Below are 26,210 nucleotides of genomic sequence, written 5' to 3' on the forward strand. Positions count from 1 at the left end.
ATGTCATCACCTGCCCAGCCCGACGTCCCCATCTGGACCACGGTGCAGGAGCTTCTGGTCGATGACGATCGCGTCACGCCGCAACTGCAGGGCTTCCTGAGCCTCGCCGTTCCCGCGGGCGTGATGGCTGCCACCCTGTACCTCGAAGTCCCGAACGATCTCACGGCCGCGCAGATCAACAAGCGTCTCCGGCTGCCGATCATGGAGGCGCTCTCCCACATCGGCGATGAGGTCACCTCCTACCGCGTGGTGGTGAACCACGAGCTGGCCGAGCAGCCGACCGCACCGATCGCGGTGGGCGATTTCGGACGACAGGAGCAGATCCGCGTCGAGTCGCCGATGGAGCAGCCGACCCAGCTGCGCCACGAATCGCGACTGAACCCGAAGTACACCTTCGACAACTTCGTCATCGGGCAGTCCAACCGCTTCGCCCATGCGGCGGCGGTCGCCGTCGCCGAAGCGCCGGCCAAGGCGTACAACCCGCTGTTCATCTACGGCGACTCCGGACTCGGCAAGACGCACCTCCTCCACGCGATCGGCGACTACGCCCAGTCCCTCTATGCAGGGGTGAAGGTCCGCTACGTGTCGAGCGAGGAGTTCACGAACGACTTCATCAACTCGATCGCGAACAACCGCGGCGCCGCCTTCCAGGCTCGATACCGCGACGTCGACATCCTCCTCATCGACGACATCCAGTTCCTGCAGGGTCGTGCGGAGACGCAGGAGGCCTTCTTCCACACCTTCAACACGCTGCACGATCACAACAAGCAGGTGGTGATCACTAGTGACGTCGCCCCGAAGCACCTCACCGGCTTCGAGGATCGGATGCGCAGCCGCTTCGAGTGGGGCCTGATCACCGACGTGCAGGCGCCCGACCTGGAGACGCGTATCGCGATCCTCCGCAAGAAGGCACAGAGCGAGGCCCTCCACATCCCCGACGAGGTGCTGGAGTACATCGCGACCGTGGTGTCCTCGAACATCCGGGAGCTCGAGGGCGCTCTCATCCGGGTGTCGGCGTTCGCCAGCCTGAATCGCTCCGCGCTCGACATCTCCCTCGCGCAGACCGTGCTCCGCGACATCATCGACACGGCCGAGGACAACATCATCTCGCCGACCGACATCATCACGGCGACCGCGCAGTACTTCAAACTCACCGTCGACGACCTGTACGGCTCGAGCCGTTCGCAGCAGATCGCCACCGCACGGCAGATTGCGATGTATCTGTGCCGCGAACGCACCAGCCTCTCGCTCCCGAAGATCGGTCAGCTGTTCGGCAACCGTGACCACACGACGGTCATGTACGCGTACAAGAAGATCAGCGAGCTCATGAAGGAGCGCCGCTCCATCTACAACCAGGTCACCGAGATCACCACGCAGCTCGGAAGACGCTGACGCGCCGAGTCTTCAGAAAAAGTGGAGGTGAGCACCTGATCGGGTGCCCACCTCCACTTTTTTGTGTGCCCGACAGGGATTCTGACTGCCGGATAGATGCCTCTATGCACATGTGGATAACTTGTGGATGACCGTGGATTCCATCGGGACGAATGTGGGCTGATCGCCCAAACCTGTGGATAACTCCAAGGGGGTCCGGATCGACCCACCTGCCGGTAACCCGCGGATTCCTCAGGGTTTCCACAACTGACAACTGTGTAGTTCCCTACTCGCTCTTGCTATCCACCGACTTATCCACAGTATCCACAGCTGTTAACACCGTTAAGGAGTTAAGTCATTCAAGGCGCGATCCGATCACCAGACGGTGGGGAGAACCGGACGAACGGATGACAGGAACTCCGGCGTAGGGATACGCCGGACTGTGGGGCTAGCATGGGAAGCCCTGCACCGGCAGGGACGACGACAACGCGTCACAGTTCGACGACAAGGGAGCACCCGTGAGGTTTCAGGTCAACCGCGATGTCTTCAGCGAGGCTGTGTCGTTCGTCGTCAAGCTGCTTCCCCAGCGGAATCCGCAGCCGATCCTTGCCGGAGTGCTCATCGAAGCCGACGGATCCGGTCTGACGCTCTCGGCGTTCGACTACGAGGCATCCGCTCGCACGACCATCGAAGCCACAGTCGACACTCCGGGCACGATCCTCGTCCACGGCCGGCTTCTCTCCGACATCGCCAGCCGTCTCCCGAACGCCCCGATCGAGATCGCGGTCGAGGAAGACGGCGGCATCACCGTCACCTGCGGCTCCGCCCGATTCACCCTCGCGGCCATGCCGGTCGAGGAATACCCGTCGATCCCCGAGGTCAGCGGCTCATCGGGCGTCGTTCCGGCCGATGACTTCGGCACGGCGATCGCGCAGGTCGGGTTCGCGGCGTCGCGTGACGACGTCACCCCCGTGCTCACGGGTGTGCAGCTCGAGGTCTCCGGTCACAACCTGAGCCTGGTCGCCACCGACCGCTACCGCGTCTCGCTGCGTGACGTGCCGTGGGACGGGGAGGCCGTCGAGGCGACGGCCCTGGTCCCGGCCCGCACGCTGCTCGAGGTCGGAAAGACCTTCGGCCACGCCGGCACCATCCAGGTCGCGTTCTCCGGAGCGGGTGACCGCGAGATCATCGCCTTCACCGCCGGCAACAAGACCGTGACATCGCTGCTGATCAAGGGCAATTTCCCGCCGGTTCGCCGCCTGTTCCCCGAGCAGACCGATCACTACGCGGTCGTGAACACCGCCGACCTCGTCGAGGCCGTCCGCCGCGTGTCGCTGGTGCTCGACCGTGCCGCTCCGCTGCGGTTCACGTTCTCCCACGACAGCGTGACGATGGACGCCTCGGGCAGCGAGCACGCCCGTGCCTCCGAGTCGGTCGACGCGATCCTGTCCGGTGGCGACGAGGTGACGCTCGGCCTGAACCCGCAGTACCTGATCGAGGCTCTCGGTGCGGTGAAGAGCGAGTTCGTGCGCGTGACGTTCACGTCGAGCGACAACGCCAACAAGCTGAGCCCCGTGCTGATCACGAGCCAGACCTCGGTCGACCAGGCCGGTCTCGACTCGTTCAAGTACCTCCTTCAGCCCAACCTCCTTCTCCGCTGACCTTCCTCCCACCTCCCCGGAACGTTCCCGGATATACCCGAAACGTCCCCGGATCAGCCGTTAGCCGAACTCCGGAACCGTCACAGGTGGCGGTGCTCCCGGAGCGAGCATCGGGAGGGGCCCGCGAAGCGGGAGGGTCCCCGCTCTGCGAGCGAAGGGTGCATCGCCACCTGCGACCCACACGAACAGAAGTCAGAGAAGTCTCCGTGTCAGACCCCGAAGGTAGGCTGACTCCGTGATTGTGGAGCACCTGAGTCTGGTCGATTTCCGCAATTACGCGACCGCTGAACTCACGCTCCACCGTGGCCCGAACGTTCTGGTGGGGCGTAACGGGCAGGGCAAGACGAATCTGGCGGAGGCGGTCGTGTTCCTTGCGACGCTCGGTTCCCACCGAGTGTCGTCGGATGCGCCCATGGTCCGTGACGGCCAGGAGTTCGCGGTCATCCGTGCCCGCCTCTCCCATGGTGAGCGTCGTGTCCTCGCCGAAGTCCAGGTCAACCGGCAGGGTTCCAACAAGGCGCGGATCAACGGCTCGCCGTCGAAGCCGAACGAGCTGCCGCGTTACGCGCATGTCGTGCTGTTCGCGCCGGAGGATCTGCAGATCGTGCGGGGAGACCCCTCGGCGCGTCGTCGATTCTCCGACCAGCTCCTCATCCAGCGCACACCGCGGATGGCGGCCGTGCTCGCCGACTACGACCGGGTGCTCAAACAGCGCAATGCCCTGCTGAAGTCCGCACGAGCTCGCGGCATCCGTGGCGAGGGGTTGAGCACGCTCGATGTCTGGGACGACAAGCTCGTCGCGCTCGGGTCGGAGATCATCACGGCGCGACAGCGTCTGGCGGCGGATCTGCAGCAGCCGGTCGCCGATGCGTACGAGGCGATCGCCGGCGCCGATCACCGACCTCGCCTGGAGTGGGCGCTGTCGGTGCGCGGCAGCGATCCCGAGGAGGACGAGGATGCAGCCGATGCCGAGGATGCCGCACCCGTCGACATGCTCGACCCGGCCCATATCGCCGACCTGTTCCGCGCCTCGCTGGCGGCGAAGCGGTCGAATGAGATCGACCGCGGGCTGACCCTGACCGGACCGCACCGTGACGACCTGGTGCTCCGAGTCCGCGATCTCCCCGTGAAGGGGTATGCCTCACACGGCGAATCCTGGTCGGTGGCGCTCGCTCTCCGACTCGCATCGGCCGAGCTTCTGCGCAGCGAGTCCCCCGCCGGGGATCCGGTGCTGATCCTCGACGACGTCTTCGCCGAACTCGACGCCGACCGACGCCAGCGGCTCGCCGCCTTGACCGCGGGATACGAGCAGGTGGTGGTCACGGCGGCGGTGGAGGAGGATATCCCCGAGGTGCTGCACGCCCACGTGGTGCGGATCAGTGCCGGAACGATCAGCGACGAGCGGGCCAGCGAGCAGGCTCAGGAACCGGGAGACGATGACTGACACCGCATCGACCCCGGCCGCCGATGTTCCGGAGACCGTCGGCACCTACCTCCGTCTCCGCGGTCTGCAGCCGAGCTCGAAGAGCTGGAAGCGCAAGCGTCGGATAACGACCGATGACGACAACGCGCCCTTCACCCCCGGCCGGGATCCCGGTGCCCTCGGCGATGTGCTCGACAAACTGAGTCGCGACTCCGGGTGGCAGATCACTCTCGCCCGTGAAGACCTGGTCCGACAGTGGGCGGATCTGGCCGGCGCGGACACGGCCAAGCACTCCGAGCCGGTGTCGCTTGAGCGCGGTCTGCTGACCGTGAAATGCGACTCGACGGCCTGGGCCAAGAACCTGCAGTTCATGCGGGCGACGATTCTCACCGAGATCGGCCGACGGTATCCGGACGCCGGCGTGGAGAACCTGCGCTTCATCGGACCGGACGTTCCCTCCTGGAAATGGGGTCCCAGAGCCGTTCCAGGACGGGGTCCGCGCGATACCTACGGGTAGGGCACCACGCAAGGGGTCCGAAACGCTCAGAGGGGCACACACGGCCGTTGAGCGGCATTTCCCGACGAAACTCCGCTAGAATGGGAGTTCGTGATATCGATGTGGAGAATGCCCTCTGATGACGCCTGAATCCCCTGCTGACGAGACGGAATCGAACACCGGGGGAACCCCCGCAACCGAGGGCACCATTGCACCCAAGGCGAAGCAGCCCGGTGAGTACGGCGCCGATTCGATCCAGATCCTCGAAGGCCTCGAGGCCGTGCGCAAGCGGCCCGGTATGTACATCGGATCCACGGGTCCGCGCGGTCTGCACCACCTGGTGTACGAGATCGTCGACAACTCCGTCGATGAGGCCCTGGCCGGCTACGCCGACACGATCTTCGTGACGATGCTCGCCGACGGCGGTGTCCGCGTGGTCGACAACGGCCGTGGCATCCCCGTCGACCCGCACTCGTCCGATCCGAACAAGTCGACCGTCGAGGTCGTGCTGACGATCCTGCACGCCGGTGGAAAGTTCGGCGGCGGCGCCTATGCCGTCTCCGGCGGACTGCACGGCGTCGGATCCTCCGTCGTGAACGCGCTCTCGACGCGGTTCGACGTCGAGGTCAAGCAGAAGGGCTTCGTCTGGCGGCACAGCTTCGCCGACGGCGGCATCCCGCAGCAGAAGCTCGAGAAGGGCGAGGCGACCGAAGACACCGGAACGAGCATCACGTTCTGGCCGGACGCGTCGATCTTCACGGAGACGATCGAGTTCGACTACGACACGCTCCGTACGCGCTTCCAGCAGATGGCGTTCCTCAACAAGGGGCTGCGCATCGAGCTGCGCGACGAGCGCGAGTCCTCCGCCTACGAGGTCGAGGAGGACGGCGCGACCGTCACCAAGCAGCCGGGCGACGTGTTCTTCTACGAGCGCGGTCTGGTCGACTACGTCGAGTACCTCAACAAGGTGCGTCACGCCGAGGTCGTCAACGACGAGATCATCGCCTTCGAATCGGAGGACACCGAGCGCAAGATCTCCCTCGAGGTCGCGATGCAGTGGACCACCTCGTACACCGAGAACGTCTTCACCTACGCGAACACGATCAACACCCACGAGGGGGGAACCCATGAGGAGGGCTTCCGCGCGGCGCTGACCACCCTGGTCAACAAGTACGCCCGTGCGAACAACCTCCTCAAGGAGAAGGACGACAACCTCTCCGGCGACGATGTGCGCGAGGGCCTGACCGCGGTCATCTCGATCAAGCTCGGCGAGCCGCAGTTCGAAGGTCAGACCAAGACGAAGCTCGGCAACACCGAGGCGAAGGCGTTCGTGCAGAAGGTCGTCGGCGATCAGCTCGGCGACTGGTTCGAGCGCAACCCGAACCAGGCGAAGAACGTCATCCGCAAGGCGATCGACGCCGCGACCGCCCGCCTCGCCGCCCGCAAGGCGCGGGAGACCGCGCGCCGCAAGAGCGTCTTCGAGTCGGCGGCCATGCCGGACAAGCTCAAGGACTGCACGAGCAAGGATCCGTCCATCAGCGAGATCTTCCTCGTGGAGGGTGACTCGGCCGGTGGTTCCGCGGTGCAGGGTCGCGACCCGCACACGCAGGCGATCCTGGCCCTCCGAGGCAAGATCCTCAACGTCGAGCGCGCACGTCTCGACAAGGCACTGGGCAACAAGGAAGTCCAGGCGATGATCCAGGCCTTCGGCACGGGCATCGGCGAAGAGTTCGACATCGAGAAGGCGCGCTATCACAAGATCGTGCTGATGGCGGATGCCGACGTCGACGGTCAGCACATCACCACGCTGCTGCTCACGCTGCTGTTCCGCTACATGCGCGGTCTCATCGAGGCCGGCTTCGTGTACCTCGCGATGCCGCCGCTGTACCGCCTGAAGTGGTCGAACTCGGCGCACGAGTACGTTTTCAGCGACGCCGAGCGGGATGCCCTGCTCAAGCACGGCATCGAGAACGGCAAGCGGATCCCGAAGGATGCCGGCATCCAGCGCTACAAGGGTCTCGGTGAGATGAACCCGAAGGAGCTGTGGGAGACGACGATGGATCACACCACGCGCACCCTGCAGCAGATCACCATCGAGGACGCCGCCGCAGCCGACGAGATCTTCAGCGTGCTGATGGGCGAGGACGTCGAGTCCCGACGCAGCTTCATCCAGCGCAATGCCAAGGACGTCCGCTTCCTCGACATCTGACGCCCCGCGGGCTCAGACCAGATGTGTGACAGAGAGATTGATTGATGACTGACGAAGAACGCACCGAGCCGGAACACGACCACGGCAAGATCGATCAGGTCGACCTGCAGTCGGAGATGCAGCGCAGCTACCTCGACTACGCGATGGCCGTCATCGTGGGGCGCGCGCTCCCCGACGTCCGCGATGGACTCAAGCCCGTGCACCGCCGTGTGATCTACGGCATGTACGACGGCGGATTCCGTCCCGACAAGTCGTTCTCGAAGTGCGCCCGTGTGGTGGGCGAGGTCATGGGCCAGTACCACCCGCACGGCGACTCGGCGATCTACGACGCCCTCGTGCGACTGGTGCAGCCGTGGTCGCTGCGGTATCCGCTCGCTCTCGGTCAGGGCAACTTCGGCTCCCCCGGCAACATGGGCGCCGCCGCTCCGCGATACACCGAGACCAAGATGGCCCCGCTCGCGCTCGAGATGGTGCGCGACATCGAAGAGGACACGGTCGACTTCACCGACAACTACGACGGTCAGACCCAGGAACCGACGGTCCTCCCGGCCCGCTTCCCGAACCTGCTCGTCAACGGCTCGGTCGGCATCGCGGTCGGCATGGCCACGAACATCCCGCCGCACAACCTGCGCGAGGTGTCGGACGCCGCTCTCTGGGCGCTCGACAACCCCGGGATCTCCCGCGAGGAACTGCTCGACGGTCTGATCCAGCGCGTTCCCGGCCCCGACTTCCCGACCGGTGCGCAGATCCTCGGCACCAAGGGCATCCACGAGGCGTACCGCACGGGTCGCGGCTCGATCACGATGCGCGCGGTCGTCAACGTCGAGGAGATCCAGGGCCGCACCTGCCTCGTCATCACCGAGCTGCCGTACCAGGTCAACCCCGACAACGTCGCGGTGAAGATCGGCGACCTCGCCCGTGACGGCAAGATCACCGGCATCGCCGACATCCGCGACGAGTCGTCCGACCGTACGGGTCAGCGTCTCGTGGTCGTGCTCAAGCGTGACGCGGTCGCCAAGGTCGTGCTGAACAACCTGTACAAGCACACGCAGCTGCAGGAGAACTTCGGCGCGAACATGCTCGCGATCGTCGACGGCGTGCCGCGCACCCTCGCGATCGACGGCTTCATCACGCACTGGATCGCGCACCAGATCGACGTGATCGTCCGTCGCACGGAGTTCCGTCTGCGCGAGGCCGAGAAGCGCATGCACATCCTGCGCGGATACCTGAAGGCACTCGACGCGCTCGACGAGGTCATCGCCCTCATCCGTCGGTCGCAGACCACGGCGGATGCGAACGAGGGACTCCAGAAGCTCCTCGACATCGACGAGATCCAGGCCGACGCGATCCTGCAGATGCAGCTGCGTCGCCTCGCCGCACTCGAGCGGCAGCGGATCATCGACCAGGCGAACGAGCTCGAGGCGCAGATCACCGACTACAAGTCGATCCTCGCCGACGAGGGTCGTCAGCGCACGATCATCCGCGAGGAGCTGACCGGCATCGTCGACCGCTTCGGTGACGAGCGTCGCACGCACATCCTGCACGGCTTCGACGGCGACGTCTCGATGGAAGACCTCATCGCCGAGGAGGAGATGGTCGTCACCGTCACGCGCGAGGGCTACATCAAGCGCACGCGCAGCGACAACTACCGCTCGCAGCACCGCGGCGGCAAGGGCGTCAAGGGTGCGCAGCTGCGGGCGAACGACATCGTCGAGCACTTCTTCGTGACCACGACGCACCACTGGCTGCTGTTCTTCACCGACAAGGGCCGCGTGTACCGCGCGAAGACATATGAGGTGCCGGAGGCCGGTCGCGACGCGAAGGGCATGCACGTCGCGAACCTGCTCGCGCTGCAGCCGGACGAGAGCATCGCTCAGGTGCTCGACATCCGCGACTACGGGGTGGCGGACTACCTGGTCCTCGCCACGCGCGAGGGTCTGGTCAAGAAGACCCGGCTCGAGGCGTATGACACCAACCGTCAGGGCGGCGTCATCGCGATCCGTCTGAACGACGAGGACGAACTCGTCAGCGCACTTCTCGTGAACGCGGAGGACGACATCCTCCTCATCAGCCGCCGCGGCATGTCGGTGCGCTTCGAGGCGACCGACGAGGCGCTGCGTCCGATGGGCCGTGCGACGGCCGGCGTGCGCGGCATGAAGTTCAAGATCGACGAGGACTGCCTGCTGTCGGCATCCGTCGCCGCGCCGGGCAAGTTCGTGTTCGTGGTCACCGACGGCGGCTACGCGAAGCGCACCGCGGTGGAGGAATACCGCGTCCAGGGACGTGGGGGAACGGGCATCAAGGTCGCCAAGTTGAACGACGATCGGGGCACTCTCGCGGGCGGTCTGATCGTCGCCGAGGACGACGAGGTCTTGGTGGTTCTGTCCAGCGGCAAGGTGGTACGCTCTGCCGTGGCCGAGGTCCCCGCCAAGGGTCGGGACACCATGGGAGTGGTGTTCGCCCGGACGACGGAGGCCGATCGCATCCTTGCCATCGCCCGTAACGGTGAGCGTGGTCTCACCGAAGACGAGGCGGATGCGGATGCCGATACCGAGGCCCCCCAGACGACACAGACCCCCGAGGATACAGACGCATGAGCACAGTTGCCGACAAGCTGGCGAAGAAGTCCACACGAAAGACCAGCGGCAAGCAGGTCCGACTTCGTCTGGTCTACGTCGACTTCTGGTCGGCCGTGAAGCTGTCGTTCCTCGGCGCGGTCGCCCTCGCCGTCGTGACGATGGTCTCGTTCTTCCTCATCTTCCTGGTGCTGCAGGCGACGAACATCATGACCACGGCCGAGAAGTTCCTCGCCAGCGTCACGGACAACGCGTTCGTGCTGTCGGCGGTCGTCGGTCTGCCGCAGGTGATGGCCTTCGCGGCCGTCGTCGCGATCCTGAACCTCATCGTGTTCACGGTGCTCGGCGCCGTGGTCGCGGGCATCTACAACCTCGCCGTGAAGGTGACGGGCGGACTGCTCGTCGGCTTCATGTCGAACTGACGCTCCAGCGTTCTCCGGAACGACGACGAAGGGCGGGTGCTCCGGCATCCGCCCTTCGTCGTCTCCCGGGGTGCGGCTAGACGACGCCGGTGGTGCCGAGCAGGGTGCCGATCAGCCACGTCGCGGCCAGGGCGAGCGCCCCGCCGATGACCAGGCGGATGGAGGCGCGCACCGGGGCCGAGCCGCCGATCCGGGCCGAGACGGCTCCGGTCACCGCCAGGGCGAGGAGCACGGCGACGAAGGTGACGGGCACGCGCCATTCGGGCGGCGGCAGCAGGATGGCGAGCAGGGGAAGCAGAGCGCCGAGGGTGAAGGCCACCGCGGACGAGATCGCGGCGTGCCAGGGATTGACCAGGTCGTTCTGGTCGATGCCGAGCTCCACCTCCAGGTGGGCCGAGAGCGCGTCGTGCGCCGTGAGCTCCTTCGCCACCTGGTGAGCGGTCTCCTCGGTGAGCCCGCGGTCGCGGTAGAGCTGCGTCAGCTCGGCGAGCTCGGCGGTCGGCATGGTCCGCAGCTCCTCCCGCTCTTTTGCGATCAGGGCGCGCTCGCTGTCGCGCTGGCTGCTCACCGAGACGTATTCGCCGAGTGCCATCGAGATCGCGCCGCCGACGAGGCCCGCGATGCCCGCCGTGAGGAGTGCGGCGTTGTCGGTGGTCGCGCCGGCGACACCGACGACGAGCGAGGCGACCGAGACGATGCCGTCGTTCGCGCCGAGCACTCCCGCGCGCAGCCAGTTCAGTCGCTGACCGAGACCCGTGCCGTGCGGCTCGCCTTCATGGGCTGTCATGCCCCCAGTGAAGCAGAAAGGAGTCCCGAGGAGGGGAATCACGCGACAGGCATTACGGAAAACCCGAAGCCGAGTGTCCGGATGACTCGGTGTCCAGCCCGACGGCCCCGCCGTACCTTGGAAGCATGACCACTCAGACTGCGACCCCGGCTCCCGCAACGGCGGTGAAGCCGCCGTTGCGCATCTTCCTCACGATCCTGCATCTCGCAGGCGTCGGCGCCCTCGGTGGCGCCATCTTCGGCATGCTCGGCGGACTCCTCGGCACCGGCCTCGGCCTCCTCTTCGCCGCCGGCGTCGGCCTCGTCCTGCTCGTCGGGCTGGTCTACGCGCTCTACGGGCTGGGCTGGTTCGAGGTGGCGCGCGTCGGCTCGCTGTACCGCACCCCGATCGCCCCGCTGCGACTGCAGCCGCGCGACCGTCCCGGGTTCGGCGGCTGGCTCCGTGCTCTCGGACGTCAGGCGATCGACGGGCGCATGTGGCGCGCCGTCGCCAACTTCGCGATCGCCGCCGTGCTCGGCTTCGTCGTGCTCCGTCTCTTCTGGGGCCTGGTCTGGTCGATCATCATCTCGTTCGCCCCGCTCACCGCCGCGGACTCCGTGATGGGACCGTTCGGCGGCGGCGGCATCCCCGTCGCCTGGGCGCCGCTGGTCGGCATCCTCGGCATCGCCGCCTGCGTGGTCGGGATGATCGGCCTCGCGCTCCTGCACCGCACGCTCTCGCTCGCGATCGTGATCCGCAGCAAGGAGACCGAGCTGACCGAGCGGGTGCGCACCTCGACCGCGCAGCGGGAGGGAGCGGTGCGTGCCGCGGATGTGGAGCGCACGCGGATCGAACGTGACCTGCACGACGGCGTCCAGCCGCGGCTCGTCTCGGTCGGCATGACGCTCGGACTCGCGCAGCAGAAGATCGACAACGATCCCGATGCCGCGAAGGAGCTCATCAACGAAGCCCACACGTCGACCAAGGCGGCCATCACGGAGTTGCGGCAGCTCGCCCGCGGCATCCACGCCTCCGTGCTCGACGACCGTGGCCTCGACGCCGCTCTCTCGGCTCTCGCCGGGCGGTCGCACATCCCCGTGCACCTCGACGTGCGCATGGACGGCCGCTGCAGTCGCGAGGCCGAGGCCGCCGTCTACTTCTCGATCGCCGAGTCTCTGACCAACGCGGCGAAGCACTCCCGAGCCAGCGAGGCGCGAGTGATCGTGCGGCTCCGCGAGGGCAACACGCTCTGGGCGCGGGTCGAGGACAACGGCATCGGCGGCGCGCAGGTGCAGCCGGGTGGTGGCCTCGACGGCATCGCGAACCGCATCCTGGCCGCGGGCGGGACGTTCCGTCTCGACAGTCCGCAGGGCGGGCCGACCAGCCTGGAGGTGAACGTACCGTGCGCATCCTGATCTGCGAGGACTCGGTCCTCCTGCGCGAGGGCCTGGTCCGTCTGCTCGAAGACGCCGGCCACGAGGTGGTCGCTGCTCTCCCGGACATCGAGGGTCTCGAGACCGTCGTCGTCGACACCGCGCCGGACCTGTGCATCCTGGACGTGCGCCTCCCTCCGACCTTCACCGACGAGGGCATCCGTGCCGCGCTCGGCCTCCGGTCGACGCATCCGTCGCTCGCTCTCCTCGTGCTCTCGCAGTACGTGGAGGAGCGGTACGCATCGGACCTGATCGCGGCGCAGGGCGGCCCACTCGGCTACCTGCTGAAGGATCGCGTCGCCGACGTCGCCGAGTTCCTCGCCTCCGTGCAGCGGATCTCGGAGGGCGCGACCGTGCTCGATCCCGAGGTGGTCGCGCAGCTGCTGACGCGACGGAACCGTGACGATCGGATGCTGCGGCTCACCGAACGCGAGCGCACCGTGCTCGCCCTGATCGCCGAGGGGAAGTCGAACCAGGCGATCGCCGGACTGCTGTTCCTCTCGGAGGCCAGCGTCGAGAAGCACATCACCTCCATCTTCCAGAAGCTGGGCTTCGAGCAGGACGAGTCGGGCAACCGCCGCGTGCTCGCCGCCCTCGCCCACATCGAGAACACCGGTGGCCCGACGCCGCCGACCGGCCAGACAGGAGTGGCACGATGACCACCGACGACAACGGCGTCCCGAACGAGCACACGCCGTTCACCCCGCCGCCCGCTTCCCCGCCGCAGACGTCGGCCCCGCAGCCGGCAGCCCCGCAGCCGGCCCCGCAGCCGGCTCCGACCGACACGACCGGTGCCCGTCGCTCCTCCGGCGCCACGGCCGTCATGGTCGTGACCGCCGTCGTGGGCGGCCTCGCCCTGCTGGGAGCCGGTGGCACGGCCGCGGCGGCCGCGGCCGGGACCATCGTCTCGTCCAGTCGACCCGACTCCGTGCAGACGGTGGGCGTCGACGGCATCGAGAGCATCGACCTCGACGCCGACGCGAGCAGCATGCGCGTCGAGTTCGGAGACGTCGACGAGGCGGAGCTCGCGATCACCAACAGCCGCGGCACGGCCTGGACGTTCGAGCGCGACGGCGACGAGCTGGTCGTCCAGAGCCCCCAGGGCGTGTTCGGCTGGTGGTTCGGCAACTGGTTCGGCGACGAGGAGATCGCGGTGCTCACGCTGCCGGAGAGCCTGCGCGGAGCTCAGCTCGACGCCGACCTCACCCTCGACGCCGGCAGCCTCGACGTGGTCGGAGACTTCGGCATTCTCGATGTCAGCGTCAGCGCTGGTGCGCTCGACGTGGAAGGTGCCGCCAGGGAGCTCGACGTGCAGATGAGCGCCGGCCGGGCCGACATCCTGCTCGACGGCGTCGACCAGGCTGATCTGGGTGTCTCGGCGGGGGATCTGACGGTGCAGCTGACTGGCACGCCGCCGTCGCAGACCAGCATCGACGTGAGCGCGGGATCGCTCGATCTGACCGTGCCCGACGTCGAGTACGCGATCACGCAGGACATCAGCGCCGGCACCCTGAACGCCAAGATCGACGAGGCTTCGAGTGCGCGACGGACCATCGACGTCTCCCTCTCGGCCGGCACCGCGACCATCCGACCGGGACGCTGAACACCGTCGAGGGCGAGGGCTTCACGGGGTCCTCGCCCTCGATTCGGATTTTCCGTGATTCTCCGGTAAAGTCTTGGAGGTTGACGGGGCTATAGCTCAGGCGGTTAGAGCGCTTCACTGATAATGAAGAGGTCCCAGGTTCAAGTCCTGGTAGCCCCACTCCTTAACTCAAGAAATCCCCTCACGGGGCCTTAGCTCAGTTGGTAGAGCGCCTGCTTTGCAAGCAGGATGTCAGGAGTTCGAATCTCCTAGGCTCCACAGGAAGACGAAGCCCCTGGCAGATGCCGGGGGCTTCTCCCGTTTCCGGGCGAGCGACGTCCGATCGGGTCATCTGCGGTGCGGCATCCGCACGACCTCGCCGCGGATCCGCGCGGCCCGTCGGTGTCGACGCCCGGGTTCTCCACACCTGTTAACAAGGCTGTTAACAACTCCCGGACCTCGGCTCCGAAACTTCCCCTTGCGTGGATCCCGGCGGGGTGTATCGTTCGGATAGCGCTTTCCCGCTACCGCGGACACCAGGTCCGCACTCACGCGACGCCTTCGCCGCGTGGGCACAGAGTCGTGCTCAGAAACCCCTGGAGGATCATGTCCGCGCCCTCATCCACGCCTGCCACCGGCGGTACGTTCTCCCGCAGGCTCGGTACCCCGAGCCTGGTCCTGTTCGGCCTCGCGTACATGCTGCCGCTGGCCGTCTTCACGACCTACGGGATCGTGACCGAGACCACCGACGGCCACATCGCCGGCGCCTACCTGGTCACGACCGTGGCGATGCTCTTCACCGCCTACAGCTACGCGAACATGACCCGTGCCTACCCGTCGGCCGGGTCGGCGTACACCTTCACACAGCGCACCTTCGGCCGGCACCTCGGCTTCCTCACCGGCTGGACCCTGCTGCTGGACTACCTCGTCCTGCCGCTGCTCAACTACCTCATGATCGGCACCTACCTCAACGCCGCGTTCCCCGCGATCCCGCTGTGGGTCTGGGTCGTCGCGTCGATGCTGCTGGTCACCGTGCTGAACGTGATCGGCATCACTCTCGTCTCGAGCGTGAACGTGGCGCTCATCGGTGTGCAGATCGTGTTCGTCGTCGTGTTCGTCGGCACCGCGATCGCGTACCTCTCCGGGGCCGCCGATCCGGTCGACATCCTGGCGCCGTTCTTCGAGCCGGGCCTGAACCCCGGGCTGATCGTCGCGGGCTCCGCCATGCTCGCCCTCGCCTTCCTCGGCTTCGACGCGGTCTCCACCCTGTCGGAGGAGGCGAAGGACGCGACGCGCTCGATCCCCCGCGCCATCATCCTCACCACGGTCATCGGCGGACTTATCTTCATCGTCACCGCGTGGGTGGCCTCGCTGGTGTTCCCCGACTTCGCGAACTTCGAGAACGTCGACTCCGCGGCGAAGGACATCATGCTGCGCATCGGGGGAACCGCGCTGTTCACGTTCTTCACGGCCGCCTACGTCGCCGGCTCCTTCGCATCGGGCATCACGTCGCAGGCGTCCGTCTCGCGCATCCTGTTCGCGATGGGGCGAGACGGTCAGCTCCCCCGGACCGTGTTCGGACGCATCCACCCCCGCTTCCGCACGCCGTTCATCGCGATCATCATCGTGGGACTCATCGGCGCGTTCGGCGCGCTGTTCCTCCCGCTCGACATCGTGGCCTCGGTGATCAGCTTCGGCGCGCTCGTCGCCTTCGGGTTCGTGAACGCCGCGGTCATCAAGCTCTACTGGATCGACCGGAGGAAGCGCGGGACGAAGGCCGTCTTCGCCTACCTCGTCGCCCCGCTGATCGGGCTCGGGATGACGATCTGGCTGTGGACGAGCCTGTCGTCGACCACGCTGATCGCCGGCGCGATCTGGGTGGCGATCGGAATCGTCCTGCTCGCGGTGCTCACCGGAGGATTCCGTCGCAAGCCCCCGGTGGTGGACTTCCGTGAAGAGGAGTCACCCGTGATCGCGGATGACGAGCTGGAGGGCGTTCAGCGCTGACCCGGCGGCTCCGGCCCGTCACTCGACGGGTCGGAGCTCCCGCAGGATCGTGGCATGCCGGACCAGGAAGGTGCGCTCATCGAGCTTCTTGCGGCGCAGCCACCCGGTCACCTCGTCGTTGTGCTTGCTCGCATTGCAGGAGGCGCAGGCGGGGACCACGTTCTCGAGCGTGTACCGACCGCCGCGGGAGATGGGCTGGATGCAGTCGCGTTGGAGGGCAGCGCCTTCGCCGCCGCAGTACGCGCATCCGCCCCAGGCATCCATGAGCTCGTACCACTCGGTGTCGGTCAGATCGTTGTCGACCCGGGCGAGCCGATTCTGCCGCCGCTTGGCGTATCGCGCACGGGTCGCCGGAGAGGCGGTGGCGGAGGAGACCTTGCGGCGGCGGCGCATGGGGCGATGGTATCGCGGCGGGTGGCGAACGCCCGGCTTCAGCGCGCGTCCAGCACCGCGACGATCGCCCGGTGGTCGCTGCCGGGGCCAGTGGTGGTGACGACCCGCACACCGCGCACGGTCCAGTCGGATCCCACCAACACGTGGTCGATCGGCGCCGCGATCCAGGTCGGCACCGTCGACGGCCAGGTTCCTGCGGCTGCGGTGCCGGCCTCCGTCGCCGCGTCATGACACCGTCCGACGAGCCCTCCGTCCTCCCCCAGTCCGGAGAGGTGGTCGACCGTGGCATTGAGGTCACCGGCGGCGATCACGTCGGGAGCGTCGCACTGCGCGGCCACCCACCGCAGACCTGCCCGCCATTCGTCCAGGGTGCCGGGCAGCGGCGGGAGCGGATGCGCGGCCACGAGGGTCGGACCGCTCCCGTCGACCGGACGCCACACCCCACTGGGCAGGCCGGGCGTCGATCCCGCCGCCTCGTCGATCCGGTACGCGCCGAGATCCTCCGCGATGAGCAGCGAGGTCGGGATCCAGGAGTCGCCGCTCTCGCCCCGCGTCGTGTGCGGCAGCATCCGGTGGCCGTCGGCGGACACGAGACGCGCGACCTCGGCCGCCGCCTCGTCATCCATCTCCGGAAGACTGACGACGTCGGCCCCGGTCTCGAGCACGAGGCGGGCGACCTCGTCGGGCGCCGTGGCACCGCCCTGGGTGTTCCACACGAGCACGGTGAGATCACCCTGCGGAAGCGTGTTCGCGGACCCGCGGATCAGCAGGACGGACGCGTTCCCGAGCGAAGCCGTCCCGAGGACGATCGCGAGGCCCGCGGCGATGCCCCAGCGACGCGGGAACAGTGCGACCGCCGTGCAGATCCCGAGGATCAGCGCGACCGGTGCGCGGAACGCGATGAGCTGCGAGACACCGAACGCCTGCTGCACCCCGAACGCCTGGGGCCAGACGAGGAGCACCGCCACGGGCGCGCCGAGGAGCAGCGTGACGAGCAGCCGCAGCGAGCGATGCGAACGCCCCGACCGCGCGCGGTTCGCCTTCGCCGGAGGTGGCTCCTCCGCTCCGGGCGTCATGCCGGTCAGCGGGTGCCGACCGACGTCAGCTCGTGCGGGGCGACGTTCAGCCGCTCGCCGCCCTCGGCCGTCACCACGACGATGTCCTCGATGCGGGCGCCCCACTCGCCGCTGAAGTAGATGCCCGGCTCGATGCTGAACGCCATGCCCTCGCGCAGCACGAGGTCGTTGCCCGGCGCGATGTAGGGCTCCTCGTGCACCGAGACCCCGATGCCGTGGCCGGTGCGGTGCAGGAACGCCTCGCCCAGTCCTGCGTCGGCGAGCACGCTCCGAGCAGCGGCATCCACCTCGGCCGCGGTGGCCCCGGGGCGCACGGCATCCACCGCCGCCTGCTGCGCCCGCACGAGCACCGCGATGCGCTCGGCGGCCGCGGGGGAGGGCGTGCCGACGACGTAGGTGCGGGTGCTGTCGGAGTTGTACCCGCTGGGCACGGCACCGCCGATGTCGACCACCACGACATCTCCCTCTTCGATCACGCGGTCGGAGACCTCGTGGTGCGGGTCGGCGCCGTTCGGTCCGGATCCGACGATCACGAACTCCACGGTGCGATGGCCCTCGGCGACGATGGCCTCGGCGATGTCGGCCGCCACCTCGCGCTCCGTGCGTCCCGCCCGCAGCCATTCGTGCACGCGGCGGTGCACCGCATCGATGGCGTCTCCGGCCCGGCGGAGCTCGGTGATCTCCTCGGCGTCCTTGATCATGCGGCCCTCGCGCAGCACGGGGGTCGCGAGCTCCAGGCCCACACCGAGGCGTTCGCCGATCGGGATCACGTGCAGCGCGGGCAGGGCATCCGAGACGCCGACCCGCGACACCGTGCCGACGGCGGCGGTGACCAGCGCGTACGGGTCCTCGCCGTCGACCCAGTCGGAGACCGCGAGTCCGAGCTCGCCGACTGCGGTGCTGCGCACCTTCGCGAGCTCCATCCGCGGTACGACGACCGTGGGCGCGACGTCGGGGCCGATCACGAGGGCGGTGAGGCGCTCGATCGTGTCGCCCTCGACGCCCACCAGATACTGCAGGTCGGGGCCGGGACCGACGACGATCGCATCGAGTCCGGCGTCCGCGGCGAGGGAGGCGGCGCGGGTGAGGCGGGCGGCGTACACGGAGGCGGGGAAGGGCAGTGTGCTCACGGCCTCAACGCTACTGCGCGGGTGCGCGGTCGGCACCCCGATCCTGCGATGCGGCTCAGCTCGTGCGCACCGCGCGGGGAGGGACCCCGTAGTGGGCGCGGAAGACTCGGCTGAAGTGCGCGGGGTCGACGAAGCCGGCGGCGATCGCGATCTCGGCGATCGAGCGGTGCGCCTGATACGGGTCGATGAGCGCGTCGTAGCAGCGCTGCAGTCGGCGTCGGCGGATCACGGTCGAGACGGTCGACCCCTGCTCGCTGAACATCGCATGCAGGTGCCGCACCGAGATGAAGTGCGCCGCCGCGATCTGCGAAGGGGAGAGCTCGCTGTCCGCCAGGTGCACGTCGATGTACGTGAGGATGTGGGTCAGAGTCGTGGAGTGCGCGCTCACCGGACCGGCGGTCGCGGCGAGGTTCGCCTCCAGCACCGTGCTGAGCATGTCGACCGCGGTCCGCAGCATCCGCCGCGCGATGCGGCTGTCGAGATGATGGGCGCCCTCGGCGAGCGAGCCCAGGTACGGACCGACCATCGCGCCCAGTGCTCCGCCGGCGTTCAGCCGTGTGGCGGTGATGCGACTGGTGTCCTCCGCCGGGATGTCGAGCAGTACCTTCGGGAACATCACGACCGACATCTGCACCGCGTCGTCGAACAGCAGCGAGTACGGGCGGTCGGTGTCGTACAGCGCCATGTCACCGCTGCCGAGAGCGGTCTCCCGTCCGTCCTGCACGATCAGTCCGCTGCCGCGTTCGATGCGGGAGAACTTGAAGTACTGCTGCGGGGCACGGGAGATGAGGGAGGGCGTGCGGTGCACGCCGTGCCCGTCGGCATCGATCGCGAAGACGTGGATGTCGCCGGCCGCGGTGGCATCGATCGCACCGCGGAAGCGATCCTGCTCGGGCGCGGTCACATCGAGCGCGACGACCGCGCGGGACACCGCATGGCGGTAGTCGAGGAACGACAGACTCTGCATCAAGGCTCACCCCACTGTGGCCGATCATATACGATGCTGCATTTTAGCATCCGGCCGCTGTGCCCGCGTAGACAAGTGTTCTGCTCTCGCCGTCAATCGACGACGCGCGGCCCTGGCGAGTATGAGGACATACCCGAGCATCGAAGGAGCTGCGCCATGGTGACGTCCACACCCACAACGTCGACGACGAGAACGGCCGAGCATCGGCGTCTCGGCGTCTTCGCGGTCGCGTTCATGATCATCGCGGCCTCTGCGCCGCTGACGGTCCTCGCCGGCGGCGTCACCAGCGCCTACGCGGTCACGCATGTCGACGGCATCCCCTTCGGCTACATCGTCTTGGCGGTCGCCCTCGGGATCTTCGCGATCGGCTACGCGGCCATGAGCAGGTTCGTCACGAACGCAGGAGCGTTCTACGCCTACGTCGCACAGGGCATCGGCCGCCCGACCGGCGTCGGCGCCTCCGTGCTCGCGTTCCTCTCGTACAACGCGATGCAGATCGGCATCTACGGGATGCTCGGGTTCCAGATCAGCTCCTTCATCGAGTCCAAGACCGGCTGGGTGACCCCGTGGTGGGTGTGGGTGATCCTCACGATCGTGCTCGTCGGGGTGCTCGGCGTGCATCGGGTCGATCTCTCGGCCAAGGTGCTGGGCGTGCTCGTGGCGCTCGAGTTCGTCGCGGTGATCGTGTTCGACCTGTTCGCGTTCGGCAATCCGGCGGAGGGCTTCACCGCCGCACCCATCACCCCGTCGGCGCTCTTCGTCCCCGGCGTCGGAGCGGTGCTCGCCTTCGGCATCGCGGCGTTCATGGGCTTCGAGTCGGCGGCCATCTACGGCGAGGAGTCGAAGGACCCCAAGCGCACCATCCCGCGCGCGACCTTCCTCGCGGTCGGCGTCTCGGGCCTCTTCTACGCCCTCTCCTCCTGGGCGCTCGCCCTCGCGGTCGGCCCGGGCAAGATCACGGACCCCGCCGGCATCTCCCCCGAGGAGGCCGGTCCCCCGCTGTTCTTCAACTTCGTCGCGGAGCACCTCGGCGTGATCTGGGTCGACGTGATGTCGATCCTCTTCATCACGAGTCTGTTCGCGGCCCTCGTGAGCTTCCACAACGCGGTCGCCCGGTATGCGTTCTCGCTCGGGCGCGAGGGCGTGCTGCCCCGGGTGCTGGGCACCGTCCGCACCAAGAGCGGGGCACCGTGGGCGGGGTCGCTGCTGCAGTCCGCGATCGCGGTCCTCGTCATCGTCGGCTTCGCGATCGGGGAGCAGGGCTGGAACCCGGAGAACGGCCCCTACCCGGTGATCACGCTCTTCACATGGCTCACCAACCTGGGCGCGTTCGGGCTCGTGCTCCTCCTGGTGCTCGTCTCCGTCGCGGTGATCGGGTTCTTCCGCCGCGATCAGCGCGAGGTCGGCGCCGGGAGCAGGCTCGTCGCACCGATCATCTCCTTCGTGGCCCTGGCGATCGTGTGGGTGCTGATCCTCCTGAACTGGGACGTGCTGCTCGGTCAGGCCGAGTCCACCCCGACGACCTTCATCCTTCCCGCCGTGCTCCTGGTGCCCTCGGCCCTGGCCGTCGTCTGGGCGCTGTGGCTGCGGCGGGCCAGGCCGGAGGTGTATCGCCAGATCGGCCACGGCACCGAGCTCCCGGAGAACCCGCACCTGGGCGACCCGGTGGTCGAAGCGACGAGAGGAAACCAGTGAGCACCTCCGACACCCGACTGACGTTCCGCTATCTGTCCGAACCGGACACGATCGCGGCGGGGGTGAAGGACATGGCCCTGTGCGTCGACGTGATGGAGGAGACACTGCGTCTCGTCGACGCCGGCGACTATCGGATGGGCGGCCCCGAGGGGAACTCGCACGGGGCGATGGTCACCTTCCCCGCGGAGTCGACCCACGACGGGATGCCTCTGGACGGTCCGCACCGCCGGATGATGGCGATGCCGGCCTACCTCGGCGGCTCCTTCCAGACGGCCGGATGCAAGTGGTACGGGTCGAACATGGCCAATCGCGAGCACGGACTCCCGCGGTCGATCCTGATGCTCACCCTGAGCGACAAGGACACCGGAGCCCCGCTCGCGCACATGTCCGCCAACCTGTTGAGCGCCTATCGCACCGGCGCCGTGCCGGGGGTCGGTGCCCGTCACCTCGCGAATCCCGATGCCCGGAGTGTCGGCATCGTGGCCCCCGGCGTGATGAACAGGACCACGCTCGAGGCCTTCGTGGCCGTGCGCCCCGGGCTCGACACCCTGAAGGTCGCCGGTCGCAGCCGGTCGAGCATCGACGCCTTCGTCGAGTGGGTGCGGCGCGAGTATCCGCAGTTCACGTCGGTCACGGTCGTCGACGGCGTCGAGGAGGCCGTGCGGGACAGCGACCTGGTCACCATCGCGCCCACCACGCCGGCGGGGTCGGCGAACTACGTGCGGATCGAGAAGCGGTGGCTCAAGCCGGGTGCCCTGGTGAGCCTGCCCGCCGACATCATGATCGACGACGAGCTGCTCCACGGTGCTCGACACATCGCCGACTTCCGCGGCCTGTACGAGGCGTGGAGCGAAGAGGTGCCGCACCCCGCGCACGAGCACATCGGGCTGCACGGCATGTACCTGCTCGACCGCATCCGCTCGGGTGATGTGGGCGACGACGCGCTCGAGAACCTCCCGGCGATCATGAGCGGCGAGGCCGAGGGCCGCCGGAGCGAGGACGAGATCTTCCTCTCCTCCGTCGGCGGGATGCCCGTGGAGGACGTCGCGTGGGGAACCGTCGTGTACCGCCGAGCCGTGGCCGAGGGCATCGGCACGGAGCTGCTCCTCTGGGATTCCCCGGCCCTCGCATGACCGGCATCCGTCCCCCATCCATCAGTCGTCAGGAGGCGTCATGAGCGCGCAGGTCAGGAAGCGGATCGTCATCGTCGGACTGGGCGCCGTCGGCGCGCTCGCCGCGTGGCGGTTGTCGCAGCGTGACGACGTCGAGGTCATCGGCATCGAGCAGTACGGCCGGGTGCACGACCGCGGCTCCTATGCCGGGGAGTCACGTGTCTTCCGCACCGCGTATCACGAGGGCGGGCTCTACGTGCCGATGCTCCAGGAGTCGCGGCGGCTGTGGCGAGAGCTCGAGCAGCAGTCGGGCCGGGAGCTGTACCTCGAGGTGGGCGCGTTGTCGATCGCTCAGCCCGACCGTGTGGAGATGCGCACGACGCTCGACACCGTGCGCGAGTTCGACCTGCCGCACACCCTCTACGACACCGAGGAGCTGCGTCGCGCGCATCCGCAGCACAACGTGCACGACGGCGACGTCGGGGTGCTCGACCATCACGGTGGCGGCATCCGCCCCGAGGTGTCTCTGATGGCCGCGCTCGATCTCGCCGAGACCGCCGGCGCGCAGCTGCGTTTCAACTCCCCGGTGCTGGCGATCGAGGAGGAGCCCGGCGGCGTCGTGGTCCGCACCCCGGACGAGGCGATCAGGGCCGACACCGTGATCCTCGCCTCGGGATCGTGGTCCACCCGGCTGGACGGTCGCCTGCGGGACCTCCTGCGCCTGCAGGTGCTCGGACTGACCTGGTTCATGCCGAGGGAGATCGCCGACTTCCTCCCGGAGCGCTTCCCGGCCTTCCTGCGCGACGTCGGCCCCGTGCACTTCTTCGGGGCACCGAGCCTCGACGGTTACTCCATCAAGGCCAGCAGCAACCCGACCTGGCCGGTCGCCCGCGACGTCGACGAGGTGCCCCGGGAGTACACGCGGCGCGAGCTCGTGAAGATCGGGCAGCAGGCGAAGGAGTTCTTCCCCGCGCTGAACCCCGAGCCGGTGCGCTCCAGCGTGCACCACTGCGCCTACACGCCCGATCGCACGCCGATCGTCGATGTGAGCGAGAGCGCGCGGGTCGTCACGGTGACCGGGCTCTCCGGGCACGGGTTCAAGTTCGCGCCCGTGCTCGGCGAATGGGCCGCCCGTCTCGCCACAGAGCCGGAGGAGGCCGGCATCGATCCGCACTTCTCGATGGCCGCGCACCTCGACCGTCTGGCGGCCCTCGGTCCGTACCGCGGCGGAGGGCACTGAGCCGAGCTCCCCGGCGTGGTTCGATCACGGACCGACAAGCGCCCCGCACGGGCAGACAAACCCCGCTCGACTCCCGAGCACAGACTCGAACTGCACGACGAACCGTGTCGTGCGACCCATCGTGAGGAGACAGTGATGTCGGATATCGCCCCGGTTCTGGATGAGGCCGCTCTGCTGGAGCGCGTCGGCGCACCGGAGGGACAGGGCCGCGAAGTGGTCGACGCGGCGACGCGCGAGCCCATCGGTCGAGCACCCGTGCACACGGTCGAGGAGCTCGACGCCGCGGTCGAGCGTGCCAAGGCCGCTCAGCCGGCGTGGGATGCACTCGGGCACGCGGAACGCAGCGCACTGCTCCACCGTGTGGCCGATGCCATCGACGCGAATGCCGAGCCGCTTGCCCGACTGCTGTCCCGCGAGCAGGGCAAGCCGCTCAACGGTCCGAACGCCCGCTTCGAGGTCGGGGCCTGCTCGGCCTGGCTCCGCACCGCCGCCGCGACGCCGCTGGAGCCGGAGGTCGTGGTCGACGACGGCGAGACCCATGCCGAGCTGCACTACCGCGCGATCGGTGTGGTCGGCGCGATCGGACCGTGGAACTGGCCCCTCATGATCGGCATCTGGCAGATCGCGCCGGCACTGCGCATGGGCAACACGGTGGTCGTGAAGCCGAGCGGATACACGACCCTGAGCGTCCTCGCGCTCATCGAGGTCATGAACCAGGTGCTCCCCCGCGATGTGCTGATCGGGGTGGCCGGTGACCGCGAGGTGGGGGCGCGGATCGCCTCGCACCCCGACATCGGCAAGGTCATGTTCACGGGGTCGACCGCGACCGGACGCCGCATCGTGGAGAGCTCGGCGCAGAACCTCGCGCGGCTCACGCTCGAGCTCGGGGGGAACGATGCCGGGATCGTGCTGCCCGGTGTCGATGCCGCGGCCATCGCGCAGGACCTGTTCTGGGGCGCGTTCATCAACACCGGCCAGACCTGCGCGGCCCTCAAGCGGCTCTACGTGCACGACTCCGTCTACGACGAGGTGGTCGAGGCGCTGGCAGACGTGGCGCGGCAGACGCCGATGGGTAACGGCCTCGAGGAGCAGAACGTGCTCGGCCCGCTGCAGAACCGTGCGCAGTTCGAGATCGTGCGGGACCTGGTGGAGGATGCCGCGCGCAACGGCGGCCGCATCGTCACGGGTGGAGCGCCGGCGACTGAGCTCGGGGAACTGTTCTACCCGATCACCCTCGTCGCCGATGTGACCGACGGGGTGGCTCTCGTCGACGAGGAGCAGTTCGGCCCGGCACTCCCGATCATCCGGTACACCGACGTGGATGACGCGGTGGCCAGCGCCAACGGCCTCGACGTCGGGCTCGGCGCCTCCGTCTGGGGCGAGCGCGAGGAGGCGCGGAAGGTGGCCGCGCGCATCCAGGCCGGCACCGTGTGGATCAACTCGCACGGCGGAGTGCATCCGATGATCCCGTTCGGCGGCCACAAGTCCTCGGGCTACGGCCTCGAGTTCGGGGTCGAGGGGCTCAAGTCGGTCGCGGTGCCGCAGATCATCAACGGCTGAGCAACGGCGGAACGCAGGGTGCGCGGCCCGTGTGGCCGCGCACCCTGTTCTGCGCAGCGGTCAGCTGATCGCGAGGCGGATGCGCTCGGCGAGGAACTCCAGGTCGGCCTTCGTGAGGTCGGTGACCGCGTAGGCGGTCGGCCAGACGGTGCCGTCGTCGAGGTTCGAGATCGGCTCGAAGCCGAACGTGCCGTAGCGCACCTTGAACTTGCTGGCCGGTTGGAAGAAGCAGAGCACCTTCCCGTCACGGCCCCACGCGGGCATGCCGTAGTACGTGCGCGGCACCAGCTCGGGGGCCACCTCCGAGACGAGCGCGTGCAGCTTGTTGGACAGAGCGCCTGGTCCTCGGGGGTGAGCTTCTCGATGGCCTCCTTGATGTCGGCCTCCCCCGCGGCTCTCAGCTCTTCCGGGGACTTCTTCGCCCGGGAACGCCGCGTGCGAGCCTCCTTCGCGGCGGCCTGCATGGCCTCGCGTTCTTCCGCGCTGAAGTTCTTCTCTTTCTCGGCCATGATCGGTCCTCTCGACGTGGTGCCGGTGTGAAGATCACACTACGGACGCGGGGCGCCGGTGTGCTTCTCGATTCGTGATCGATCGCGGGAAGGGCGCTCCGACATGCGGTCATCACCGGTCTCCGGCGACGGATAGTGTGTGACCCATGGACCTGCGTGTCGCGGCGTATGCGGTCGTCACCGATGACGACGGACGGCTGCTGCTGGCGCGCTGGACCGAGGGACGCCGCGTCGCGTGGACGATGCCCGGCGGCGGGCTCGAGCCCGGTGAGTCGCCGGAGGATGCGGTTCGCCGCGAGCTCCGCGAGGAGACCGGCTACACCGTGAAGGTCGGCGAGCTCCTCGGCATCCACTCGCGGGTGATCCCCGCCGGTCGACGCGTGCAGAAGGCGGCGGATCCGCTGCACACCCTGCGCATCGTCTACCGCGCCCAGGTCACCGGGGGAAAGCTCCGGTTCGAGACCGACGGCTCGACCGACATGGCCGAGTGGTTCCCCCGCAAGGCGGTGGCGGAGCTGCAGCGCGTGAAGCTCGTCGATATCGCCATGCGCATGGCCGGCATCCTCTGACGTCTCGTCCGCT

22 protein-coding genes and 2 tRNA genes are annotated in these 26,210 nt (G+C 68.1%); 18 read left to right on the forward strand and 6 right to left on the reverse strand.

All coding sequences use genetic code 11. The annotated features are described in order from the left end of the window. Positions 1–123: 123 nt before the first annotated feature. From dnaA to MME74_RS00035, 7 genes are all read left to right on the forward strand, one after another. On the forward strand, positions 124–1,392 hold the full coding sequence (gene dnaA / locus MME74_RS00005; protein WP_416383353.1) for a chromosomal replication initiator protein DnaA: 1,269 nt from the start codon (positions 124–126) through the stop codon (positions 1,390–1,392). Between the two features lie 497 nt (positions 1,393–1,889). Then, positions 1,890–3,032 (forward strand): DNA polymerase III subunit beta, encoded by a 1,143-nt coding sequence (gene dnaN / locus MME74_RS00010; RefSeq protein WP_267416570.1) that lies wholly within the window; start codon positions 1,890–1,892, stop codon positions 3,030–3,032. 235 nt (positions 3,033–3,267) lie between these two features. Further along, positions 3,268–4,476 carry a DNA replication/repair protein RecF gene (gene recF, locus MME74_RS00015; protein WP_267416571.1) on the forward strand — a complete coding sequence of 403 codons (1,209 nt, stop codon included), beginning with the start codon at positions 3,268–3,270 and terminating at the stop codon, positions 4,474–4,476. Then, positions 4,469–4,972 carry a DUF721 domain-containing protein gene (locus MME74_RS00020; RefSeq protein WP_267416572.1) on the forward strand — a complete coding sequence of 168 codons (504 nt, stop codon included), beginning with the start codon at positions 4,469–4,471 and terminating at the stop codon, positions 4,970–4,972. The genes recF and MME74_RS00020 overlap by 8 nt, the downstream gene beginning before the upstream one ends. A 118-nt stretch (positions 4,973–5,090) precedes the next feature. After that, complete coding sequence (gyrB, locus tag MME74_RS00025) at positions 5,091–7,160, forward strand: DNA topoisomerase (ATP-hydrolyzing) subunit B (protein ID WP_267416573.1); 2,070 nt, start codon at positions 5,091–5,093, stop codon at positions 7,158–7,160. Positions 7,161–7,204: 44 nt separating this feature from the next. Further along, entirely contained in the window at positions 7,205–9,757 is a 2,553-nt protein-coding gene (gene gyrA / locus MME74_RS00030) for a DNA gyrase subunit A (protein WP_267416574.1), read from the forward strand. Then, positions 9,754–10,158 (forward strand): DUF3566 domain-containing protein, encoded by a 405-nt coding sequence (locus MME74_RS00035; protein WP_267416575.1) that lies wholly within the window; start codon positions 9,754–9,756, stop codon positions 10,156–10,158. Before gyrA ends, MME74_RS00035 begins: the two co-directional genes overlap by 4 nt. Positions 10,159–10,234: 76 nt before the next feature. Here MME74_RS00035 and MME74_RS00040 read toward each other — a convergent pair whose 3' ends face one another. Then, positions 10,235–10,945, reverse strand: a complete 711-nt coding sequence (locus tag MME74_RS00040; protein ID WP_267416576.1) for a VIT1/CCC1 transporter family protein — start codon at positions 10,943–10,945, stop codon at positions 10,235–10,237. A 125-nt stretch (positions 10,946–11,070) separates the two neighbouring features. Between MME74_RS00040 and MME74_RS00045 the strand changes: the two genes are divergently transcribed. From MME74_RS00045 to MME74_RS00070, 6 genes are all read left to right on the forward strand, one after another. Then, on the forward strand, positions 11,071–12,339 hold the full coding sequence (locus MME74_RS00045) for a sensor histidine kinase (RefSeq protein ID WP_267416577.1): 1,269 nt from the start codon (positions 11,071–11,073) through the stop codon (positions 12,337–12,339). Continuing rightward, positions 12,327–13,016, forward strand: coding sequence for a LuxR C-terminal-related transcriptional regulator (locus MME74_RS00050; RefSeq protein ID WP_267416578.1), 690 nt, complete (start codon positions 12,327–12,329; stop codon positions 13,014–13,016). Before MME74_RS00045 ends, MME74_RS00050 begins: the two co-directional genes overlap by 13 nt. Continuing rightward, a complete protein-coding gene (locus MME74_RS00055) occupies positions 13,013–13,960 on the forward strand; it encodes a hypothetical protein (RefSeq protein WP_267416579.1) in 948 nt (315 codons plus the stop codon). The genes MME74_RS00050 and MME74_RS00055 overlap by 4 nt, the downstream gene beginning before the upstream one ends. A gap of 85 nt (positions 13,961–14,045) precedes the next feature. Further along, a tRNA-Ile gene (locus tag MME74_RS00060) sits at positions 14,046–14,119 on the forward strand. Between the two features lie 26 nt (positions 14,120–14,145). Further along, positions 14,146–14,218 (forward strand) — tRNA-Ala (locus MME74_RS00065). A gap of 327 nt (positions 14,219–14,545) precedes the next feature. Further along, a complete protein-coding gene (locus MME74_RS00070; protein WP_267416580.1) occupies positions 14,546–15,946 on the forward strand; it encodes an APC family permease in 1,401 nt (466 codons plus the stop codon). Between the two features lie 18 nt (positions 15,947–15,964). Here the strand turns inward: MME74_RS00070 and MME74_RS00075 are convergent, their stop codons facing one another. The 4 genes from MME74_RS00075 to MME74_RS00090 are packed head-to-tail and all read right to left on the reverse strand — an operon-like array spanning position 15,965 to position 19,512. Beyond that, entirely contained in the window at positions 15,965–16,339 is a 375-nt protein-coding gene (locus MME74_RS00075) for an HNH endonuclease (protein WP_267416581.1), read from the reverse strand. Positions 16,340–16,377: 38 nt separating this feature from the next. After that, positions 16,378–17,415: an endonuclease/exonuclease/phosphatase family protein gene (locus MME74_RS00080; protein ID WP_267416583.1), complete on the reverse strand. Its 1,038-nt coding sequence runs from the start codon at positions 17,413–17,415 to the stop codon at positions 16,378–16,380. A gap of 5 nt (positions 17,416–17,420) precedes the next feature. Next, on the reverse strand, positions 17,421–18,545 hold the full coding sequence (locus MME74_RS00085; protein WP_267416584.1) for a M24 family metallopeptidase: 1,125 nt from the start codon (positions 18,543–18,545) through the stop codon (positions 17,421–17,423). Positions 18,546–18,600: 55 nt separating this feature from the next. Further along, positions 18,601–19,512, reverse strand: coding sequence for a helix-turn-helix domain-containing protein (locus tag MME74_RS00090; RefSeq protein ID WP_267416585.1), 912 nt, complete (start codon positions 19,510–19,512; stop codon positions 18,601–18,603). Between the two features lie 156 nt (positions 19,513–19,668). Between MME74_RS00090 and MME74_RS00095 the strand changes: the two genes are divergently transcribed. The 4 genes from MME74_RS00095 to MME74_RS00110 all read left to right on the forward strand — a co-directional run bounded on the left by MME74_RS00095 (position 19,669) and on the right by MME74_RS00110 (position 25,119). Further along, entirely contained in the window at positions 19,669–21,207 is a 1,539-nt protein-coding gene (locus tag MME74_RS00095; protein WP_267416586.1) for an APC family permease, read from the forward strand. Further along, positions 21,204–22,340 carry a tyramine oxidase subunit B gene (locus MME74_RS00100; RefSeq protein ID WP_267416587.1) on the forward strand — a complete coding sequence of 379 codons (1,137 nt, stop codon included), beginning with the start codon at positions 21,204–21,206 and terminating at the stop codon, positions 22,338–22,340. Before MME74_RS00095 ends, MME74_RS00100 begins: the two co-directional genes overlap by 4 nt. 40 nt (positions 22,341–22,380) lie before the next feature. Continuing rightward, complete coding sequence (solA, locus tag MME74_RS00105; RefSeq protein WP_267416588.1) at positions 22,381–23,559, forward strand: N-methyl-L-tryptophan oxidase; 1,179 nt, start codon at positions 22,381–22,383, stop codon at positions 23,557–23,559. 135 nt (positions 23,560–23,694) lie between these two features. Next, positions 23,695–25,119 carry an aldehyde dehydrogenase family protein gene (locus MME74_RS00110; RefSeq protein ID WP_267416589.1) on the forward strand — a complete coding sequence of 475 codons (1,425 nt, stop codon included), beginning with the start codon at positions 23,695–23,697 and terminating at the stop codon, positions 25,117–25,119. 60 nt (positions 25,120–25,179) lie between these two features. On the opposite strand, the gene MME74_RS00115 is transcribed toward MME74_RS00110, so the two are convergent. Further along, complete coding sequence (locus tag MME74_RS00115) at positions 25,180–25,419, reverse strand: hypothetical protein (protein WP_267416590.1); 240 nt, start codon at positions 25,417–25,419, stop codon at positions 25,180–25,182. A 355-nt stretch (positions 25,420–25,774) separates the two neighbouring features. Between MME74_RS00115 and MME74_RS00120 the strand changes: the two genes are divergently transcribed. Further along, positions 25,775–26,197, forward strand: a complete 423-nt coding sequence (locus tag MME74_RS00120; RefSeq protein ID WP_267416591.1) for an NUDIX hydrolase — start codon at positions 25,775–25,777, stop codon at positions 26,195–26,197. Positions 26,198–26,210: the final 13 nt, after the last annotated feature.

The organism is Microbacterium oxydans (assembly GCF_026559675.1).
Lineage (GTDB): Bacteria > Actinomycetota > Actinomycetes > Actinomycetales > Microbacteriaceae > Microbacterium > Microbacterium oxydans_D.

Coding starts and splice junctions, on each gene's coding strand:
- MME74_RS00035 (WP_267416575.1), top strand. CDS start 9,754: ATGAGCACAGTTGCCGACAAGCTGGCGAAGAAGTCCACACGAAAGACC.
- MME74_RS00020 (WP_267416572.1), top strand. CDS start 4,469: ATGACTGACACCGCATCGACCCCGGCCGCCGATGTTCCGGAGACCGTC.
- MME74_RS00090 (WP_267416585.1), bottom strand. CDS start 19,512: ATGCAGAGTCTGTCGTTCCTCGACTACCGCCATGCGGTGTCCCGCGCG.
- MME74_RS00070 (WP_267416580.1), top strand. CDS start 14,546: ATGTCCGCGCCCTCATCCACGCCTGCCACCGGCGGTACGTTCTCCCGC.
- MME74_RS00110 (WP_267416589.1), top strand. CDS start 23,695: ATGTCGGATATCGCCCCGGTTCTGGATGAGGCCGCTCTGCTGGAGCGC.
- MME74_RS00055 (WP_267416579.1), top strand. CDS start 13,013: ATGACCACCGACGACAACGGCGTCCCGAACGAGCACACGCCGTTCACC.
- MME74_RS00040 (WP_267416576.1), bottom strand. CDS start 10,945: ATGACAGCCCATGAAGGCGAGCCGCACGGCACGGGTCTCGGTCAGCGA.
- gyrA (WP_267416574.1), top strand. CDS start 7,205: ATGACTGACGAAGAACGCACCGAGCCGGAACACGACCACGGCAAGATC.
- MME74_RS00080 (WP_267416583.1), bottom strand. CDS start 17,415: ATGACGCCCGGAGCGGAGGAGCCACCTCCGGCGAAGGCGAACCGCGCG.
- MME74_RS00095 (WP_267416586.1), top strand. CDS start 19,669: ATGGTGACGTCCACACCCACAACGTCGACGACGAGAACGGCCGAGCAT.
- MME74_RS00075 (WP_267416581.1), bottom strand. CDS start 16,339: ATGCGCCGCCGCCGCAAGGTCTCCTCCGCCACCGCCTCTCCGGCGACC.
- solA (WP_267416588.1), top strand. CDS start 22,381: ATGAGCGCGCAGGTCAGGAAGCGGATCGTCATCGTCGGACTGGGCGCC.
- gyrB (WP_267416573.1), top strand. CDS start 5,091: ATGACGCCTGAATCCCCTGCTGACGAGACGGAATCGAACACCGGGGGA.
- MME74_RS00120 (WP_267416591.1), top strand. CDS start 25,775: ATGGACCTGCGTGTCGCGGCGTATGCGGTCGTCACCGATGACGACGGA.
- MME74_RS00045 (WP_267416577.1), top strand. CDS start 11,071: ATGACCACTCAGACTGCGACCCCGGCTCCCGCAACGGCGGTGAAGCCG.
- dnaA (WP_416383353.1), top strand. CDS start 124: ATGGCTGCCACCCTGTACCTCGAAGTCCCGAACGATCTCACGGCCGCG.